The 17,825-nt window shown below is 37.9% G+C and carries 22 protein-coding genes and 1 pseudogene; 12 read left to right on the top strand and 11 right to left on the bottom strand.

All coding sequences use genetic code 11. The features are described from left to right. Positions 1–84 precede the first annotated feature (84 nt). Both AM499_RS12810 and AM499_RS12805 read left to right on the top strand, forming a co-directional pair. On the top strand, positions 85–1,275 hold the full coding sequence (locus AM499_RS12810; RefSeq protein WP_053590592.1) for a glycine C-acetyltransferase: 1,191 nt from the start codon (positions 85–87) through the stop codon (positions 1,273–1,275). Between the two features lie 225 nt (positions 1,276–1,500). Beyond that, on the top strand, positions 1,501–2,460 hold the full coding sequence (locus AM499_RS12805) for an L-threonine 3-dehydrogenase (RefSeq protein ID WP_053590591.1): 960 nt from the start codon (positions 1,501–1,503) through the stop codon (positions 2,458–2,460). 129 nt (positions 2,461–2,589) lie between these two features. On the opposite strand, the gene AM499_RS12800 is transcribed toward AM499_RS12805, so the two are convergent. From AM499_RS12800 to AM499_RS12780, 5 genes are all read right to left on the bottom strand, one after another. Then, entirely contained in the window at positions 2,590–3,930 is a 1,341-nt protein-coding gene (locus AM499_RS12800; RefSeq protein WP_053590590.1) for a YjiH family protein, read from the bottom strand. A gap of 107 nt (positions 3,931–4,037) precedes the next feature. Then, a complete protein-coding gene (bshB2, locus tag AM499_RS12795) occupies positions 4,038–4,724 on the bottom strand; it encodes a bacillithiol biosynthesis deacetylase BshB2 (protein WP_053590589.1) in 687 nt (228 codons plus the stop codon). A 12-nt stretch (positions 4,725–4,736) separates the two neighbouring features. Then, positions 4,737–5,087: a YojF family protein gene (locus AM499_RS12790; protein ID WP_053590588.1), complete on the bottom strand. Its 351-nt coding sequence runs from the start codon at positions 5,085–5,087 to the stop codon at positions 4,737–4,739. A 137-nt stretch (positions 5,088–5,224) separates the two neighbouring features. Then, on the bottom strand, positions 5,225–6,058 hold the full coding sequence (thiD, locus tag AM499_RS12785; RefSeq protein WP_053590587.1) for a bifunctional hydroxymethylpyrimidine kinase/phosphomethylpyrimidine kinase: 834 nt from the start codon (positions 6,056–6,058) through the stop codon (positions 5,225–5,227). Positions 6,059–6,128: 70 nt separating this feature from the next. Next, positions 6,129–6,389, bottom strand: a complete 261-nt coding sequence (locus AM499_RS12780; protein ID WP_053590586.1) for a hypothetical protein — start codon at positions 6,387–6,389, stop codon at positions 6,129–6,131. 105 nt (positions 6,390–6,494) lie between these two features. Here AM499_RS12780 and AM499_RS12775 point away from each other — a divergent pair, with 105 nt between their 5' ends. From AM499_RS12775 to AM499_RS12755, 4 genes are all read left to right on the top strand, one after another. After that, positions 6,495–7,247, top strand: a complete 753-nt coding sequence (locus tag AM499_RS12775; protein ID WP_053590585.1) for a DUF4230 domain-containing protein — start codon at positions 6,495–6,497, stop codon at positions 7,245–7,247. Between the two features lie 6 nt (positions 7,248–7,253). Next, positions 7,254–7,907: a uracil-DNA glycosylase gene (locus tag AM499_RS12770; protein ID WP_053590584.1), complete on the top strand. Its 654-nt coding sequence runs from the start codon at positions 7,254–7,256 to the stop codon at positions 7,905–7,907. Positions 7,908–8,120: 213 nt separating this feature from the next. Then, the gene (locus AM499_RS12760) at positions 8,121–8,366 is read left to right on the top strand and encodes a YwdI family protein (RefSeq protein ID WP_053590582.1); all 246 of its coding nucleotides are present in this window, start codon (positions 8,121–8,123) and stop codon (positions 8,364–8,366) included. 19 nt (positions 8,367–8,385) lie between these two features. Further along, positions 8,386–8,766 (top strand): DUF423 domain-containing protein, encoded by a 381-nt coding sequence (locus tag AM499_RS12755; protein ID WP_053590581.1) that lies wholly within the window; start codon positions 8,386–8,388, stop codon positions 8,764–8,766. A 175-nt stretch (positions 8,767–8,941) separates the two neighbouring features. Here AM499_RS12755 and AM499_RS21700 read toward each other — a convergent pair whose 3' ends face one another. The 4 genes and pseudogenes from AM499_RS21700 to hemQ all read right to left on the bottom strand — a co-directional run bounded on the left by AM499_RS21700 (position 8,942) and on the right by hemQ (position 11,054). Continuing rightward, positions 8,942–9,100, bottom strand: coding sequence for a hypothetical protein (locus AM499_RS21700; protein ID WP_156316800.1), 159 nt, complete (start codon positions 9,098–9,100; stop codon positions 8,942–8,944). Positions 9,101–9,430: 330 nt separating this feature from the next. Beyond that, the gene (gerQ, locus tag AM499_RS12750) at positions 9,431–9,772 is read right to left on the bottom strand and encodes a spore coat protein GerQ (RefSeq protein WP_053590580.1); all 342 of its coding nucleotides are present in this window, start codon (positions 9,770–9,772) and stop codon (positions 9,431–9,433) included. 17 nt (positions 9,773–9,789) lie between these two features. Then, positions 9,790–10,200 (bottom strand): annotated as a pseudogene (locus tag AM499_RS12745) (cell wall hydrolase). A gap of 104 nt (positions 10,201–10,304) precedes the next feature. Continuing rightward, on the bottom strand, positions 10,305–11,054 hold the full coding sequence (hemQ, locus tag AM499_RS12740) for a hydrogen peroxide-dependent heme synthase (protein WP_053590579.1): 750 nt from the start codon (positions 11,052–11,054) through the stop codon (positions 10,305–10,307). A 151-nt stretch (positions 11,055–11,205) separates the two neighbouring features. Here hemQ and pta point away from each other — a divergent pair, with 151 nt between their 5' ends. Both pta and AM499_RS12730 read left to right on the top strand, forming a co-directional pair. Beyond that, the gene (gene pta, locus AM499_RS12735) at positions 11,206–12,150 is read left to right on the top strand and encodes a phosphate acetyltransferase (RefSeq protein ID WP_053590578.1); all 945 of its coding nucleotides are present in this window, start codon (positions 11,206–11,208) and stop codon (positions 12,148–12,150) included. Positions 12,151–12,162: 12 nt separating this feature from the next. Beyond that, a complete protein-coding gene (locus AM499_RS12730; protein ID WP_053590577.1) occupies positions 12,163–13,002 on the top strand; it encodes an octanoyl-[GcvH]:protein N-octanoyltransferase in 840 nt (279 codons plus the stop codon). Between the two features lie 154 nt (positions 13,003–13,156). Here the strand turns inward: AM499_RS12730 and AM499_RS12725 are convergent, their stop codons facing one another. Further along, the gene (locus tag AM499_RS12725) at positions 13,157–13,780 is read right to left on the bottom strand and encodes an RsfA family transcriptional regulator (RefSeq protein WP_053590576.1); all 624 of its coding nucleotides are present in this window, start codon (positions 13,778–13,780) and stop codon (positions 13,157–13,159) included. A 158-nt stretch (positions 13,781–13,938) separates the two neighbouring features. Here AM499_RS12725 and AM499_RS12720 point away from each other — a divergent pair, with 158 nt between their 5' ends. The 3 genes from AM499_RS12720 (at position 13,939) to AM499_RS12710 (ending at position 16,107) form a co-directional block, all read left to right on the top strand. Then, the gene (locus AM499_RS12720; protein WP_053590575.1) at positions 13,939–14,166 is read left to right on the top strand and encodes a YuzB family protein; all 228 of its coding nucleotides are present in this window, start codon (positions 13,939–13,941) and stop codon (positions 14,164–14,166) included. Between the two features lie 116 nt (positions 14,167–14,282). Then, complete coding sequence (locus AM499_RS12715) at positions 14,283–15,578, top strand: HD domain-containing protein (RefSeq protein WP_053590574.1); 1,296 nt, start codon at positions 14,283–14,285, stop codon at positions 15,576–15,578. A 13-nt stretch (positions 15,579–15,591) separates the two neighbouring features. Then, positions 15,592–16,107: a YwgA family protein gene (locus tag AM499_RS12710; protein WP_053590573.1), complete on the top strand. Its 516-nt coding sequence runs from the start codon at positions 15,592–15,594 to the stop codon at positions 16,105–16,107. 922 nt (positions 16,108–17,029) lie between these two features. On the opposite strand, the gene AM499_RS12705 is transcribed toward AM499_RS12710, so the two are convergent. After that, positions 17,030–17,215, bottom strand: coding sequence for a 2-hydroxymuconate tautomerase (locus AM499_RS12705; protein ID WP_053590572.1), 186 nt, complete (start codon positions 17,213–17,215; stop codon positions 17,030–17,032). Positions 17,216–17,281: 66 nt separating this feature from the next. Here AM499_RS12705 and AM499_RS12700 point away from each other — a divergent pair, with 66 nt between their 5' ends. Then, a complete protein-coding gene (locus AM499_RS12700) occupies positions 17,282–17,797 on the top strand; it encodes a YwhD family protein (protein WP_053590571.1) in 516 nt (171 codons plus the stop codon). The last annotated feature ends 28 nt before the right edge of the window (positions 17,798–17,825 follow it).

Raw genomic sequence — 17,825 nt, 5'->3', positions numbered from 1 at the left:
GTTGATGTTAGTCAGCGGTTTTTTTATTTTTGCTTTAATCATGGTAAGATAGAAAAGACTATTTCGCTTGAAAGGAAGATGACCTTGTCAAACGTATTAAACAATTTTTTAAAAGAAAACTTAGATGCATTGAAAAACCAAGGGCTATATAACGAAATCGACCCAGTAGAAGGCCCAAACGGAGCGAAGATAACTGTAAATGGTTCTGAACTGATAAACCTATCTTCTAATAATTACTTGGGTCTAGCAACGAATCCAGAACTAAAACGCATTGCAAAAGACGCGGTGGACAAGTACGGGGTAGGAGCAGGAGCAGTTCGTACAATTAATGGAACTTTGGATCTTCATATTAAGCTAGAGAAAAAGCTGGCAGAGTTTAAAGGAACGGAAGCAGCAATTTCCTATCAATCAGGGTTTAACTGTAATATGGCCGCAATTTCAGCTGTTATGGACAAAAATGATGCGATCCTTTCAGATCAATTAAACCATGCATCAATTATTGACGGTTGCCGACTTTCGAAAGCGAAAATAATCGCTTTCAACCACTCGGATATGGATGATTTACGTGCAAAAGCAAAAGAGGCAACTGAATCTGGCTTATACAATAAAGTAATGGTCATCACAGATGGCGTATTTTCTATGGACGGGGATATTGCAAAACTTCCTGAAATCGTAGAAATTGCAAAAGAATTCGACCTCATTACGTATGTTGACGACGCACACGGGTCAGGTGTTACAGGAAAAGGGAAAGGAACTGTAAAGCATTTTGGTTTAGAGAAAGAAATCGATTTCCAAATCGGAACGCTATCTAAAGCAATCGGAGTAGTAGGTGGATATGTTGCAGGTAAAAAGGATTTAATCGACTGGTTAAAAGTTCGTTCCCGTCCGTTTTTATTTTCCACTGCCCTACCACCTGGTGACGTAGCAGCAATTACAGCTGCTGTTCAAATGATTATAGACTCTACAGAGTTACACGATAAGCTTTGGGAAAATGGAGACTACTTGAAAGCCGGATTATCTAAACTTGGTTTCAATATTGGTGCTTCTGAGACACCGATCACACCATGTATCATTGGAGATGAAAAACTGACGCAACAATTCTCCAAACGATTATTTGAAGAAGGTGTATACGCAAAATCTATCGTCTTCCCAACCGTACCAAAAGGCACAGGCCGAGTTCGGAACATGCCAACTGCAGCACACACAAAAGAAATGCTCGACGAAGCATTAGGTATATATGAAAAAGTAGGGAAAGAGCTTGGGGTAATTTCATAAAAAAATTAAAGGGAAAGCAGCCATTTATATGGCTGCTTTTTTCTATTAAGCTCTAATTTAAACCTTTTGCATAAGCTACATACAAATCTAAATAAATTCACTTGTTGTATATCACCAACGAACAGCGTATAATAAAATTTATTGAAATATTGTTATATCAACGTTCTTAAGAAGAAGTTTGTACTTCCCATAAATACAATTGTTTTTGAAAGGAAGAAAAGTTATATGAAAAAGATAATGGTTACTGGTGCTTTAGGACAGATTGGTTCGGAACTAGTCACAAAACTTCGAAATGAGTATGGTGCTGATAATGTATTGGCGACCGATGTAAGGAACCTTTCATCAGCAGTGTCCGAAAGTGGACCGTTTAAAATTCTCGATGTAACAGATGGAGAAAAAATGCATGAGTTGGCAAAAGATTTTCAAGCAGATACGATGATTCATATGGCAGCACTTTTATCGGCTACTGCAGAAGCTAAGCCGTTGCTTGCATGGAACTTAAACATGGGTGGATTGGTGAATGCACTGGAAGCTTCACGTGATTTAAATATGCAGTTTTTTACACCAAGTTCTATCGGTGCATTTGGACCTTCAACACCTAAAAAGAATACACCTCAGGATACTCTGCAACGTCCAACTACTATGTATGGAGTGAATAAGGTATCAGGAGAACTTCTTTGTGACTATTACTTTCATAAATTTGGTTTAGATACTCGAAGCGTCCGTTTTCCAGGTTTGATTTCAAACGAAACTTTACCTGGTGGGGGTACAACCGATTATGCGGTAGATATTTATTATAAGGCATTAGAGGAAGGGAAATACACATCATATATTGCTGCAGGGACATTCATGGATATGATGTATATGCCTGATGCGCTTCAATCTATCGTGGATTTAATGGAGGCAGATGGGTCTAAGTTAATTCATCGTAACGCTTTTAATGTTACGGCAATGAGTTTCGAGCCCGAGCAAATTGCTGCATCCATTAAAAAGGTTATTCCGACATTTACAATCAACTACGAGGTAGATCCAGTACGTCAAGCGATTGCAGATAGCTGGCCAGATTCGATTGATGCATCAGCAGCAGAAGCAGAGTGGGGATTCACTTATAAATATGATTTAGATGCGATGACGAAAGATATGCTTGAAAAATTGACAATAAAAAAAGCAGCAGGTTCCTTGTAAAAGGACTCGCTGCTTTTTTTGACGTACGCCACAAGATTACAGATAAAAGAAGGGTTGGTCGTGATAAATAGTCACGACCAACCCTTCAAAGTAAAAACAATTGAAATCAGTATTGAAAGTGTACGATTTTTAGAATAATAAATGTGCAACTAATGCAATGATAGGGAATGAAATAAGTGTACGCAGCAAGAAAATAACGATTAAATCTTTAAAGTTAACAGGAATTTTCGAGCCGAGTAACAAGCCACCTACTTCAGACATGTATATTAACTGCGTAACAGACATGGTTGCGATAAAGAAACGAGTCATCTCAGAGTCAATAGATGCACCTAAAATAGAAGGCAAGAACATGTCAGCAAATCCAACGACCATCGTTTGTGCTGCTGCTGCAGCTTCAGGAATTCCGAATAGCATTAATAAAGGCTCAAATGGTTTACCAAGTATAGTAAAGACAGAAGTATATTCCGCAAGCATTAATGCAATCGTACCGAATGCTAAAACAACCGGTGCCACGCCAATATACATATCAATTACATTTTTATAGCCATCTGAAAAGAATTTATAAATAGATCTATTACGATTCGCAGTGTTCAATGCATTTTCTAAGCCATGCGTAATTGCATTATAATTTTCTGGGTGTTTTTCCGCCTCTAAGTCTAACGGACGACCGTCAATATGGTTTTCTTCCTTGCCGGCAAGTGGATAGATTCTTGGCATAATAAAAGCTAGAACAACCCCACACAATAAAACAGTCAAGTAATAAGGGATAAAGTAATTGGATAGTCCTACTTCTTCGAGAACGACTATACAAAAGGTAATGGATACTACTGAAAAAGTAGAACCGATAATTGCCGCTTCTTTTTTCGTGTAGTAACCTTCCTCATACTGTCTGCTTGTTAGTAAAACCCCAATTGTTCCATCGCCTACCCATGAAGTTAAGGCATCAACTGCAGAACGACCAGGAAGTTTGAACAATGGACGCATGATTTTCACCATCATCGTACCAAAAAACTCTAGTAATCCGAAATTCAATAAGAGTGGTAGTAATAATCCCGCAAACAAGAAAATAGTAAATAGGAAGGACACCAAACCATCAGGGCTTAATAACATTCCACCTGTATTTTCATTACGAACGACTTCCGGTCCCACTTCAAAAACAATCATATAAGCAAAAATAGCTCCAATGACACGAGTCACGGTCCAAAATGGGGTTACTTTAAAGAGATTATTAATAAATGTATTCTTTTTAGGTACGAATAAAAACATCACTGAACCTATTGCTGCTATCGACATTGTTACGAGCGAAACCCAGTGAATAACTGGTTCTAATACTCCTGCAAGAAGACTAGCAAAATAAGCAATGGGAATTTGTGTTGCTCCTTCAATTGGCAAAGGAATCATAAATAATATTACACCTACTATAGAAGGTAGTAGGAATAGAAACCAAGTAGACAGTGAAAACTTTTTCAAAGTGTTAGACCAACTTTCTGTAAATGAATAAATATGCGTTTGGTGTAATCATTCATACATATTAATTCATTTAATATGGGAAGTCTATAGGATTGCGTTATGTTCCATTATTCGAAATCTTTACTAAAATTGTACGTATAGAAACGTTCATAATGAAGCCAATTTTCTGCTTCTGGTTCACCATCTGCTAACCGTTTCTCCATTTCCTCGAGCATCCAAGCTGTTTGAGAAATATGTGCTCTCATGGAACCCATTTTTTCTTCTTTTGATTCTTTAATATTATGAATTACGTCTGGCTCTCCAAGAACTTCTCTTGAATTGTTTGAAAACGCAAGTGCATATACTGTAGGACGTTTTTCTTCTGGCATACGACGGACAGCTCGTATCATCGCACGACCAGTAGCGTCATGATCAGGATGTACTGCATAGTTTGGATAGAATGTAATAACTAGAGAAGGGTTTGTGTCTTTTATTAAATTCTCCATCATTTCTACCATTTTTTCATCATCTTCAAATTCTACTGTTTTGTCGCGAAGACCCATCATTCGAAGGTCTGTCACACCCATAGACTTTGCAGAAGCAAGAAGTTCTTGTTTTCGAATTTGAGGTAGTGTTTCGCGTGTTGCAAACGGAGGGTTGCCTAAGTTTCTTCCCATTTCTCCTAACGTTAAGCAAGCATATGTTACGGGAATTCCCTGTTTTATATATGTAGCAATCGTACCAGAAACACCGAAAGCTTCGTCATCTGGATGAGGGAATACGACCAAAACGTGTCGTTCCATTGGTAAAGTCATTTCAATTCCTCCTTAATAAGTGAATGGTGTTCTGCTAATTTGAAGTGCAACTGCAAGTTTTCCGCTTTGATCATGACCTGCCATTAATAATCGACCATGCTCATCTAACTCATAATGTGTGATTCCTTGGGCATAAACCCAACCGTGCGGAAGTTTAAGGCCAACTCGATGTGGTGCCTCACCGGCTACTTTTCCAAGTTCATAACGTATAACCACATTGCGAATAAAAGCACCTGCATTAAAAACATTCTCATTAAAATGAGTTGCATAAGCACCATTCGTTGTTTCTAAATGTATATAAACATCTTCGTTTGCAAAATTATTTAAAAGCTCTTGTAACTGCTCTACATGGACAAGTTCCATTTTTAAATAGCCTCCTAGCATACTGTCTTTTATTAGTATAATGAAAAAATGTTTTTGATGCGAATGATTGAGCTATTAATGATCAAAACAAAAAACTCGCAAAGCCAAAGAGACTTTGCGAGAAATTAGAAATAATATTAAACGATAGTAGTGGTAACTTCTGGTGCACCGAATTTACCTTTCGCTCCGTGAAGAACAGGTCCAACGTATTGGTTTAGTTTCCAACCATGTGTAATTGCTGCAGAAACAAATTCTTTTGCTTCGAATACTGCATCCGACACTGTCAGTCCATTTGCTAAGTTTGCTGTAATTGCAGCAGCGAATGTGCAACCAGCACCATGATTGTAAGTTGTTTCTGTTTTTTCTGTTTCTAATAGTGTATGAGTTTGTCCATCATAGAATAAGTCTACTGCTTTTTCATGTGCTAATTGTTTACCGCCTTTAACTACAACATTTTTTGCACCAAGTGCATGTATTTTTTCTGCAGCAGCTTTCATGTCTTCCACAGTTTTTAATGCGCCAAGTCCAGAAAGTTGTCCAGCTTCGAACAGATTAGGTGTCACAACTAAAGCACGTGGAAGTAAAAACTCGATCATTGCATCCACAGTACCAGGGTTCAACACTTCATCTTCACCTTTACAAACCATCACCGGATCTATAACAACACTGCTTACGCGAGATTCTTCAATAATATTGCCAGCTGTCTCGATAATTTCTTCTGTACTTAACATTCCTGTTTTTATAGCATCAACATCTGTTGATAATGCTGTTTTTGCTTGACGCTTAATTTCCTCTACGGGAATAGAGTATACTCCGTGGCTCCATCCATTGTCAGGATCCATCGTAGCAATAACAGTTAATACGTTCATTCCGTATGTTCCATGCTCTTGGAACGTTTTTAAATCTGCTTGTATTCCAGCGCCGCCTGAAGTATCAGAGCCTGCAATCGTTAATGTTTTTTTGATAGACATGGTGTAATTTCTCCTTTTTCTTTGCAATATATAATATTTTTAATTATAACAGATTAGATCATTATTTTGTTTAAGGTAGTTTTGGAGCAGTCCATAATTTAATTAAAACAAATACTAAAATAATTGCAATGATAAAACAAATACTAGATCCTATGAGTATTCCGTTTAAAAATAAAGAAAATGCTAAAAAGATAAGAAATGCTATTAATAGAATCATTCCCAAAGTAAAGCAACCCATTCCAATATTTTTAGCTTTTTCTGGAACTTCATTCGACGTACTAGCAGCTTTTTCTATATTTTTTAGTTTTTCACGAAAATGTAAATCGGCCATTTGCATGTCTCCTTTTTTTTATCCTATCATGTATTGGATAGTTGTTAATATAGAAACTTTTCGGTACTGTTAAACGTAATAGATTAAGAGGAAAAGAGGGATGACATGCGAAACGACGATAAAAAAATTCGTGAAATGGAAAAACTATTAGAAGAGTTAAAAGCACAGAAAGAATCAGCAGCTACTATTGTAGAAAATCCAACTAGAAAAGGATTCGGATTTTGGAAGGTACCGCGTGTTTTATCCAATCTGCGTTTTAAAACTTTTATGGTTTTAGTGATTGCTGTTCTTCTATTATTAGCTGCCTTACCATTTGCTGCTTTTTGGGCAATAAAAGGAAGTACATTCACGGAAAGCAAAGGATCGTTTCTGGAGCAGGTACAAGCCTTGAATGAATTATCGACTGCTCAAGCATTTACAAAAGTAATTATTGAACGACAAGATAATGCGGTATTTGGAAAAGAAATCGGTATTGATTTGCCAGGAACAAAAAGACAATTACTCGTAGTTGTCCCTGGTTCGGTAAAAGCAGGAGTGGACTTCTCTCAAGTAACAAATGCTGATATAAAAGTGGATGAGAAAAATAAAACTGCAGAACTAACATTACCTAAAGCTCAATTCTTAGGAGGACCAGAAATTTTATTTGATCAAGTAGAAGTATTTTCTTATGAAGGATTATTCCGTGAAAAAGCGGATATAGAAGAAGCATATGAGCTTGCTGAAACTGCCAAGGAAATGATGATTGAAGAGGCAACAGGACAAGGTCTATTGCAACTAGCAGAAGAAAATGCTGCAACATCTGTAAAAGAAATGTTCGGATTGGTAGATTTTGATGTCCAGGTTGAGTTTAAGGAGTGATGTGTCATGACAACTTGGAAAGAAATATTAGACGAAGAACGTAGTAAGTCATACTTCTTAAAACTAAACGACTTTCTAGACAAGGAGTACACAGAACATACTATTTATCCAGCAAGGGAAGATATCGGAAGTGCTCTTCGTGCCACGCCTTTTAATGAAGTGAAGGTAGTAATTCTTGGTCAAGATCCATATCACGGTCCGGGACAAGCCCATGGTATGAGTTTTTCTGTAAAGCCAGGAGTTGCGATTCCACCAAGCTTACGCAATATGTTCAAAGAACTTTTGGAAGATATCGGTTGTCCTCTTCCTACAAGTGGTTATTTAGAAAGCTGGGCAAAACAAGGAGTTTTATTGCTCAACACGGTTTTAACGGTTCGTGCAGGAGAGGCTAATTCACATAAAGGACAGGGTTGGGAAGTACTCACAGATACCATTATAACTAAACTATCTAATAGAGAAGAGCCAATCATTTTTGTCTTGTGGGGTAAACCGGCACAACTAAAAAAGAAACTGATAGATACAAGTAAACATGTTATTCTAGAAGCCCCACACCCGAGCCCACTCAGTGCACATAGAGGTTTTTTTGGAAGCAAGCCGTATTCTAAAATAAATGCACAGCTGTTAGCATGGGGAGAGAAGCCAATCGATTTTTGCCTCTAGTTATGCTAGTATATGGAATGGAAAGTGGGGGAGTGTATTGGCCGTAAACTGTTTTAAATGCCGACACTTTTTTACTACATGGGATGCAGGTCATCCACGTGGCTGTAGGGCTTATGGGTTTAAAACGAAAGAGCTTCCGTCTGTATTGGTGAAACGTACATCTGGGATGGAGTGCTTGAAATTTGAACCGAAGCAAGGGGAGGGTCATAATAAATGATTTCTAGTGAACAAATATTAATGCAAATAGAAAAACAAGTGCATAAAGCAAAAATGGAAACGAATGAACAATCGACAAGAGAGGCATTAGTTGCGATTCGTGCATTATGTGATGTCGTGTTAGATTCCTCGGCAACTTTACCTCCTGTTTTAAGCACGGTTCCAACATCTCCAAAAGTATCTACGCAATCGAGTGTATTAAAAAAAGGCGATGCAAATGGAGAATCATTATTTGATTTTTAATAGAAAGTAGGAGGTCAATATGAAATTATTTATCATTGCAGGGGCTATCAATGGATTTCTTTCGGTTGCACTAGGGGCATTTGGTGCACATGCTTTAAAAGCAACTTTATCAGAAAAATATTTAGCTACTTGGGAAACTGCTGTACAGTATCAAATGTTTCATGCACTTGCACTAGTGGCAATTGGCATATTGATGAGTGAAAAATTAATCGGTCATGTGTCAACCTTAAATACTGCAGGTTATCTTATTTTAGTAGGAATTATTTTATTCTCCGGAAGCCTATACGTATTGAGCTTATCAGGTATTAGTGTTCTTGGTGCCATCACACCAATCGGTGGCGTAGCGTTTTTAGTCGGATGGATCATGTTAATCGTTGCTGCAGTAAAATATGCAAGTTAATTAATTGGAAGGCCAAAAATAACCATCCCCGTTATGTATTGAAAAGACAGGTTATTTTAAACGCTAAGTTGAATACTACCTTAACATTCATTTTAACACCGCCTATAGCGGTGTTTTTTTACAACAAAAAACAGCCCATTTAAATGAGCTGACCCGTTTAATATTCCATTTTTATTTATATATTTTTATTCTCTTTAAGTCGTTTATTTTCTTCTTCCAATTCAAGGATTCTTCTTCTATTCGATCTTTTTGTAGCCCGAACAATGGCAATAATTATCACTACAAAAATCAATAACCAAAAAATCAATGGCAAAATTGCTAAGAAAGTTTCCATGTAATTCCCTCCCTGTTAGTAATCATAATCTAAAAATTCATCATATGCAGTAAAATTTCAGAATTTATTCTCGAGACTTCTTGGCTTGTAATTATTTTCTAGAAACTATTAGAAAATGGCGGAACGAGACAAGTTCACCGATAAACGAGACTAATTTGTCCAGGAGCGAGACCAATTCTAGCATAATCAAGACCAATATCCACATAACCGAGACCATTTCACATAGTTATCCTTAAAGTGAGATATTCTATAATTGTATAAGAGATACCAATTCGTTAGTCAAAGTTCAAATTAAAAAGCTTATCCTTGAAAACGGATAAGCTTTTTATTTTATAAATTGTAATTGATTTCCTCATCGAATGTTACATAATCTAAGTAAATCATAAGCATTAAGTATCTTTTTCCGCTAGGATCACTAAGAATGACATGATCTCGACCAGCAGCTTCGATATAGCCTTTAATCACTTTGGCGTTCCATTCCTTATTATTTTCGAAAGTGAAATAAAAGGTACCAAGCTTTCCTTTGTTCATTCTTAAAATGTTTTCAATGTAGGATTCTTCCTGACGAGCGGCTGCGGGCGTGGTTGGTTGAATGTTTGGTGGGGTCATTTGTTGCTGTTGTTGTGGTTGTGGTTGTGGATAGCCTCCAGGGTACCAATAATATTGAACCATTCATACATCCTTTCTTTTTAGATATTTGGACAATCTGTAGTTGTAGGAGAGTAGAAGCAATGTGCTTTATAACGTCCGGCGTTCCATTGGTTATACCATTGGGGAGGACAATCGCCTGGGGGTTCAAAAATTCATAATGAGCGTTCTGCAGGATAAAAGCGTTCGCCTTGAACAACCCGTTTAGCTATCAGAATCCCGTGCTCGTTGATAAAAATAGGATTTTTGTGTTGCTTCAAATCCACCAGGACTTTGAAAAACCATTTCTTCCAGGTTACGGATATCTTTGAAATCTAGGTAGTCGACAAGAACCCGGTTCACTCCGGCATTCCCTACCATAAGCATTCCAGATCGCCTTCACCCTCTGCCTCAGCACGCATTAGCCTTGCTAGTAAATCCAGTTGTTTATCATTGTATTGGATTACTGCCAACGCATCACCTCCTACACTACACTATGCAAGGAGATCTATCATCATACCGAAATGCATGGATGCTAAATAAAAAAAGCTGCATAAGCTGCAGCTTTTTGTAACGATTAAATATTGAAAAACTCTAAGCGTTTTTCTCCTGCAAGAATGGTACCGATGAAGAATGAACCGAATTCTGCATAACGAGCACTTACTTCGTCAAAACGCATTTCATATACTAATTTTTTAAATTGAAGTACATCATCTGAGAATAAAGTAACGCCCCATTCGAAATCATCGAATCCGACAGAACCAGATATAATTTGTTTTACTTTTCCTGCATAACCGCGGCCGATTTTCCCGTGACTAGCCATTAATGCACGGCGATCATCCATAGAAAGCATATACCAGTTATCATTGCCATCGCGACGCTTGTCCATCGGATAGAAGCAAATGTATTGTGAACGTTGAAGCTCTGGGTATAAACGAGCACGTACATGTGGATTTTGATATGGATCCTCGTTAGATTCGCCAGCAAGATAATTAGACAATTCAACTACAGAAACATAAGAGTAAGCAGGGATTGTAAAATCCGCAATTGTTAATTTATTAAACTTTGCTTCTAGTTCTTGAAGCTCGTCCACTGTTGGACGTAATGTCATTAACATGAAATCGGCTTTTTGGCCTACAATTGTGTAAAATGCATGTGCTCCTGTTTTTGCGTCATCTGCTTGTTGTAATTCGTCTAGGAATGCGACAAATTCATCCGTAGCTTGTTTACGAAGTTCTGGATCAACTTGCTTCCATGATGCCCAGTCCATTTGTCGGAAATCATGTAATACGTACCAACCATCTAGTGTAATTGCTGCTTCATTCATTGAGTAAGACACTCCTTTTAATTAAAATTTCGCATTTTTAGTGTATCATACAACCGCCAAACTTTCCCGTTTAGCATGCACTTACGCATGACAATGTGTGACAAAGTCGTGTATGCTTGAACTAACGAAAAAGATAGTAGGAGGGCTAAAAATGGCAGATTTATTTCAAGAGTTAAAAGATAAATTAAGAAATGCCAATATATCCATTGTGCTGCCTGAAGGAACGGATGAACGTATTATTGAAGCTGCATTAAAACTTCAAGAAGAAGGAATAATAAAGCCGGTTGTAATTGGCACTTCTCAAAGTCTTCCTAAAAATCTCACCGTTATTGACCCTGAAACGTATGAAGAAATAGATGAGCTGGTGCAGTCATTAGTAGAACGACGTAAAGGAAAAGTTACCCAAGATGAGGCCAGAGAGCTATTAAAAGACGTTAATTATTTTGGAACTATGCTTGTGTATACAAAGAGAGCGAACGGATTAGTAAGTGGAGCAGCACATACAACAGCTGAAACGGTGAGACCTGCACTTCAAATTATTAAGACAAAGCCAGGTATCTCTAAAACAAGCGGGGCTTTTATTATGGTGAAAGACGACCTTCGTTATGTATTTGCAGATTGTGCAATTACAATAGCCCCAACGAGTGAAGATTTGGCAGAAATTGCAGTAGAAAGTGCGAAAACTGCTGCAGCTTTCGGAATAAAACCAAAAGTTGCAATGCTATCTTTTTCTACCAAAGGCTCTGCACAATCAGAAGAGACCGAGAAAGTAGTGAAAGCAACAGAAATGGCAAAGAAATTAGCCCCAAATGTTGCGATAGAAGGTGAATTGCAATTTGATGCTAGTATCGTCCCAGCAATCGCTGCAAAAAAAGCACCTGAAGCGGTTGTGCAAGGGGATGCAAATGTATTTGTTTTTCCATCACTGGAAGCTGGGAATATAGGATATAAAATTGCGGAACGTTTAGGTGGATTTGAAGCAATTGGACCTATTCTACAAGGATTGAATGCACCAGTAAACGATTTGTCACGCGGATGTTCTGCAGAGGATGTATATAAGCTGGCTTACATTACAGCAGCACAAGTGTTGAATTAAGGAGTTAACTAAATGTCTCAAATAGAAGATTTATTACAGCTAGAAACATGGCGATTTTGGGATCAATCGCTTAGTGGAAAAAGTCGTTCTGCCTTAGAGTCCTTTGCTTCGGATGATTTGCTATGCCATTTAGTTGGGCAAGGGCAGTCCCCCGCAACGGTTCGAACATGGGTACACGACAATACGGTTGTGCTTGGAATTCAAGATCATCGTCTCCCGTTTGTAGAGGATGCACAGAATTTCTTACGTACACGAGGGTATTCTCCGATAGTTCGTAATTCTGGTGGACTTGCGGTTGTTTTGGATGAAGGAGTTCTTAATATTTCAATTGTCTTATCTGAAATCGATCAGTCTATTGATATTCCTACTGGATATGAAGTAATGCTTGAATTTGTTCGTCTATTATTCCCAGAAGCAGAAGGGAAAATTGAAGCTTATGAAATTGTGGGATCGTATTGTCCAGGTTCATATGATTTAAGTATTGGTGGAAAGAAGTTTGCTGGAATTTCTCAGAGAAGACTACGTCAAGGAATCGCCGTTCAAGTTTATTTATGTGTGGAAGGTAGTGGAAGCGAGAGAGCAGATTTAATCCGTCAATTTTATGAAATTGGTGTACAAGGGGAAGAAACTAAATTTAGTTATCCAGTAATCAAACCAGAAGTCATGGCATCTTTAAATGAATTACTGGATGCCTCTTTTACAGTGGAAGATATCGTCATTCGCACCCAACAAATCTTACAACATCTATCTACTAACGTTGTCTCTCAATCTGCCACACAAGAAGAAATGGAACTCTACATGTTTTATTTGCAGCGGGTAGTAGATCGAAACAAAAAGATGCTTGATAAGTAGTTTTACTTTCAGCCTGAATGAAAAAGCTTGTCAATCGAGTCGGAAGCTAAGATAACATAAGTTCATGAGCTTACAACGAAGTCAAAACGCGATTCTTTGCAAGCAAGGAAAAGTGAAAGTGTTTCTCAACAGTAAGAAAAAAACCACCAACTTTTTAAATGGTTGGTGGTTCTTTTGATATTAGGTTGCCGTTTTTCTCCATTTGAAATACTGGAGTAGTTGGTGCGTCTTCATCATTCAATGTAACCAATCGTCTAGCACGGTTCATAATTTGAACGAATTGCTCGTAATCTTGTTTAATTGCAGCATTTTCTTTTTCCAGCTTCGCAATTTCACTTTCTAGTTTTCTAATTTTCTCAGTGGAAACGTTTGCTAAATGGCGATATCTTGAAATGTCTGAATCACTATGCTGTAATCGAACAAGATACGCAATGATTATATCAATTGATAATGCAGAAACTGGTATAGAAGCTGGACGCTCACCGCTTTCAACTGGCTTTGCTAGATAAATACCATTTCCTCTACGTCTATAGTCTTTTCCTAATAGACGAAGTTTTTCTTTGCGTTCTTTTTTTGCTTCCTTCAATTCTTTTTCATATTGATGACGTACTACTGCATTCCACCGAAATCCACATGCAGCAGCTGTACGATTCAATTCATCCCCAGCTTCTTCAAATGCATTTAATTGTGTGCTGCCTTCTCGTACATGTCGTAGCACCATCTCTGCAAGCATTTCATCGTTTTCTTCCATCCATGCGTCTTGTCTTATTTTTACCATGTTTGTCCTCCTACCATGTTCATAGTTTCGTTGTTCTATTAACATAATGGACAACTTAGTGCTCTTTTATTCACGTAAAATACACTTGATAGCAATATAAACTTTAAGATACAATGACCTGTAGACTATTACTATATATAGAAAGGGTTGTGGACAATATGGCAAACCATTTTCGAGTTTGCGATGAGTGTCAGGCCGTTAATTTAAAAACGTTAATTCCAAAGCTCAAAGCGATAGATCCAGAGGCAGAAATTGAAATTAAAGAATGTCAATCCTACTGTGGACCAGGCCGAAAAAAGACGTTCGCCTTTATTAATAACCGTCCAGTTGCTGCCTTGACCGAAGATGAATTAATGGAAAAAGTACGAGCCAAACTTGAAGCATAAATAGAACTTATACCGCTTTCAAAGAGCGGTTTTTTTCTTTATAATAGATGAAATACATACAGCTCAGCACCTAGGTAGAGATAGGTGCTTATGCTTTAAATCACGGAGGTGGCTAAATGAGCTATGCATCACAAAAGCTAGCAGAAGAAAAAGTGTTTAAAGACCCAGTTCACCGGTATATTCACGTCCGTGATCAAGTAATATGGGACGTAATTGGAGCGAAGGAATTTCAGAGACTTCGTCGAATTAGACAGCTTGGAACTACCTATCTAGTTTTTCATGGCGCAGAACATAGTCGTTTTAATCACTCTCTCGGAGTTTATGAAATTGTTCGCCGTATAGTGGATGATAGTTTTAAAAATCGACTGGAATGGGATGAATCTGAAAGACTTGTAGTATTATGTGCGGCTCTTCTTCACGATTTGGGACATGGCCCTTTTTCACATGCGTTTGAAAATGTGTTTGATCTTGATCACGAAGAGTTTACGAGGGCAATATTACTTGGTGATACGGAAGTAAATGAAATTTTACTGAGAGTAAGCGAGGATTTCCCGCAAAAAGTAGCAGATGTCATCGCAAAAACCTATTCAAACAAACAAGTAGTCAGCTTGATATCCAGTCAAATCGATGCAGATCGTATGGATTATTTACAGCGTGATGCTTATTATACAGGCGTTAGCTATGGTCACTTTGATATGGAACGTATTTTACGTGTCATGAGGCCTCGAGAAGACCAAGTAGTTATAAAATCAAGTGGGATGCATGCGGTAGAAGATTACATAATGAGTAGATATCAAATGTATTGGCAAGTGTATTTTCATCCAGTATCTCGCAGTGCAGAAGTAATTTTAACGAAAATTTTACATCGTGCAAAGGCTTTAAGTGAAAGTGGTTATGATTTCGAGCAACAACCTACTCATTTTAAATCTTTTTTTGATGGCACTTTTTCCTTAAAAGAATACCTCGCTTTAGATGAGGGTGTTTTACTAACTTACTTTCAACTATGGATAACGGAAAAAGACTCGATTTTAGCTGATTTATGTGATCGTTTTGTCAATCGTAAGCTGTTTCAATACATTGAATTTGATTTGGCTAAGGATTATATGAAGATGAGAGAGTTGGAGTTATTATTTAAAAAAGCGGGTATAGACCCAGAGTATTATTTAGTTTTTGATTCGTCATCAGACTTACCATACGATTTTTATCGTCCTGGAGAAGAAGGAGAAAGAATTCCGATTCATCTGCTCATGCCAAATGGTGAAATTCGAGAGCTCTCCCGAGAATCAGAAATAGTCGAAGCGATATCAGGAAAACGTCGAACAGACCATAAATTATATTTTCCAGAAGATTTTTTAACAGAAGACGGCAAGAAAAAAGCTTTGAAGAAGCAAATATTAGATTTGTTAACATAAAGGTGGGGTCAAATTGCTAGAAGAACATGCAAAAATTGTACAATTTATCGGAGCAGCTGACGGAATTACCGGAAGAAAAAAACTTCAAAAGATGGTATATATAGCGAAAAAACTACAGTTTTCATTCAAAGAAAAATATGAATTTCATGTATATGGACCCTATTCAGTGGAGCTAACAACTCGTGTAGAAGAGCTATGCAATATGGGATTTTTGAATGAAGAAAGACAAGATAAAGGGTCATACGTACAGTATAAATACCAAATGACTGACGAGGGAGAGCACTTTGCTCAAATGGCTCAGTTAGAGGAAGCAAGTCCAGCATTAGTTTCTTGTATTACGCAGATGAAAGACAAAAGCTCTAGATTTTTAGAGTTAGTTTCCACTTTGCTGTACTTCGATCATCTGCCTAAAGATGAGCAAATAGAAAAGCTTCACGTTGTTAAAGGAAAACTTAATTTTTCGGAAGAAGAAATTGAAGAGGCGTTTTCTTTTGTAATGAATTTAATGAATGAACGAGCTGTCCAATAAGGGCAGCTTTTTTTATTAATTTTCATGATAATATTGAATCGGTCGAATTAAAATAAATAATCGATTGAAATTACTTTATAAGCGGTTAAACCTATGTGAAAAAATTTTATTATGGCGTTCTCAAAGGTTCTTGATAAAAAGGTATCACGAGGGCGACGTCTAAAATACCTTTTGTATTATACTTTCGTTGTTTGGATGGCGACTCCAGCATTTTTGCAATTAGTATTTATAGAAAATCGTTGAAAAAGGCGACACTCCTGTGGGAATAGCGTTAGCCGAAGACCCCGCAGTTGAGGGGAAGGCAATCTAAGTTCGCCGCATCCTGCTCCTGCGCAAAGCTCGTCGCAAAAGAACTTTTGCGGCAACGATTGCATGACCAACATCGTGTTTGCCTATGAGGCTAAGGCAACGCCCGCGAAAAGGGAGCCGTTTCAACGATTTTCTTATTTATCGGACGACATATTTAGTTTAATCAAATTCTATAGACTTTTGACATCGTGCGGAGCGAAGGAGCGGATCGGCCACGCCAGCGGAAAGCGTCCGCCAGTAGCGGAAGATTAACAGTTCAACTTTATTGTGAATAAAAAAAGAACCCCTTATAGAAAGGGGTTCGCAGATTGTAGACAAAAGTAATTTGGCTAAATGGTTTTTTAAACATTTTCTACTGAGTAATTAGAAAATAATAAGGTGGCATTTTATTGGTTTGGAGAAGCGTCCGCTCGACTCCTGCGGCAAAGCGAGACAGACGAGACCCTGCAGGAGCGTGTTAGAGGACGGAAGGCTAAGGGCGCCTCCTCCTGAGGCAACGCCTTCATGACCAACATCATGTTGGCCCAAGCGGCTCGGCGCTCGCCCGCGGAAAGCGAGCGGTAAGCTTCGGAAAACCTGATTTAACCTATATAAAAAATAAATTCGAATCTGATTATTGATCACTAAAGCGTTTGCCAGCTACTGCATAATGATTTTTTGGCATTTCTTCGATGAAGACTACTACATTTTCTACAGGTGCATTGGAAGTTTCTGCAACAGCAGCTGTTACTTTTTCAACTAATGCCTTTTTTTGCTCTTCTGTACGACCTTCAAGCATTTTTACTGTTACGTATGGCATTTCATTTCCTCCTTTAGTGAGATTTTCTGTATACTAATATCATAACAGAACGGAGGGAACTTTCGAATGGGTAATGAAGAAAAACCAAAACAAAAAATGGGCTTTACCATTATTAAAAATGATCCGACGGACGGACATAAAGGATTTGGGGTTGGTTCTCTATCATTAGAGAACGTGTCGCCAGTCATTATTGATATAGAAGAAGGCATTGCAAGAGTAGAAATTGGAGCGATGCATGCAAGAAGTGATACAGAGCGAGGTATCAAGTTTACGACTAATCGTGAGGATTCTGAGGGGGGGAAAGGGTACTGGCTTGTATGGGTGACAATAGATCACAAACAAGAAGGACCTTATTACGCTGGAGTGGCAGCATGTGAAATGGTTATTAACCGAGAAAAACGTCGTGGCTATAAAATGTTAGCTGATCACGTAAATCGAATGGATAAATCAATGAAACGCCATATACTTGTAGACTTTATGGACGATCGTTCCAAAGCTATTTTGCGTGACTTTCTGCAATCTCACAATAAAGAAATGTGGGATCGAAGCGAAGAAAAGCTCCACAAAGATTTGAACGCTTAAATTATTACTTGGAAATTGTGACATTTCA

Source organism: Bacillus sp. FJAT-22090, from assembly GCF_001278755.1.
In the GTDB taxonomy this organism is placed as follows: Bacteria; Bacillota; Bacilli; order Bacillales_A; family Planococcaceae; genus Psychrobacillus.
Note: the sequence above shows the minus strand (reverse complement) of the source record. Positions and strands in the feature narration are given on the sequence as shown.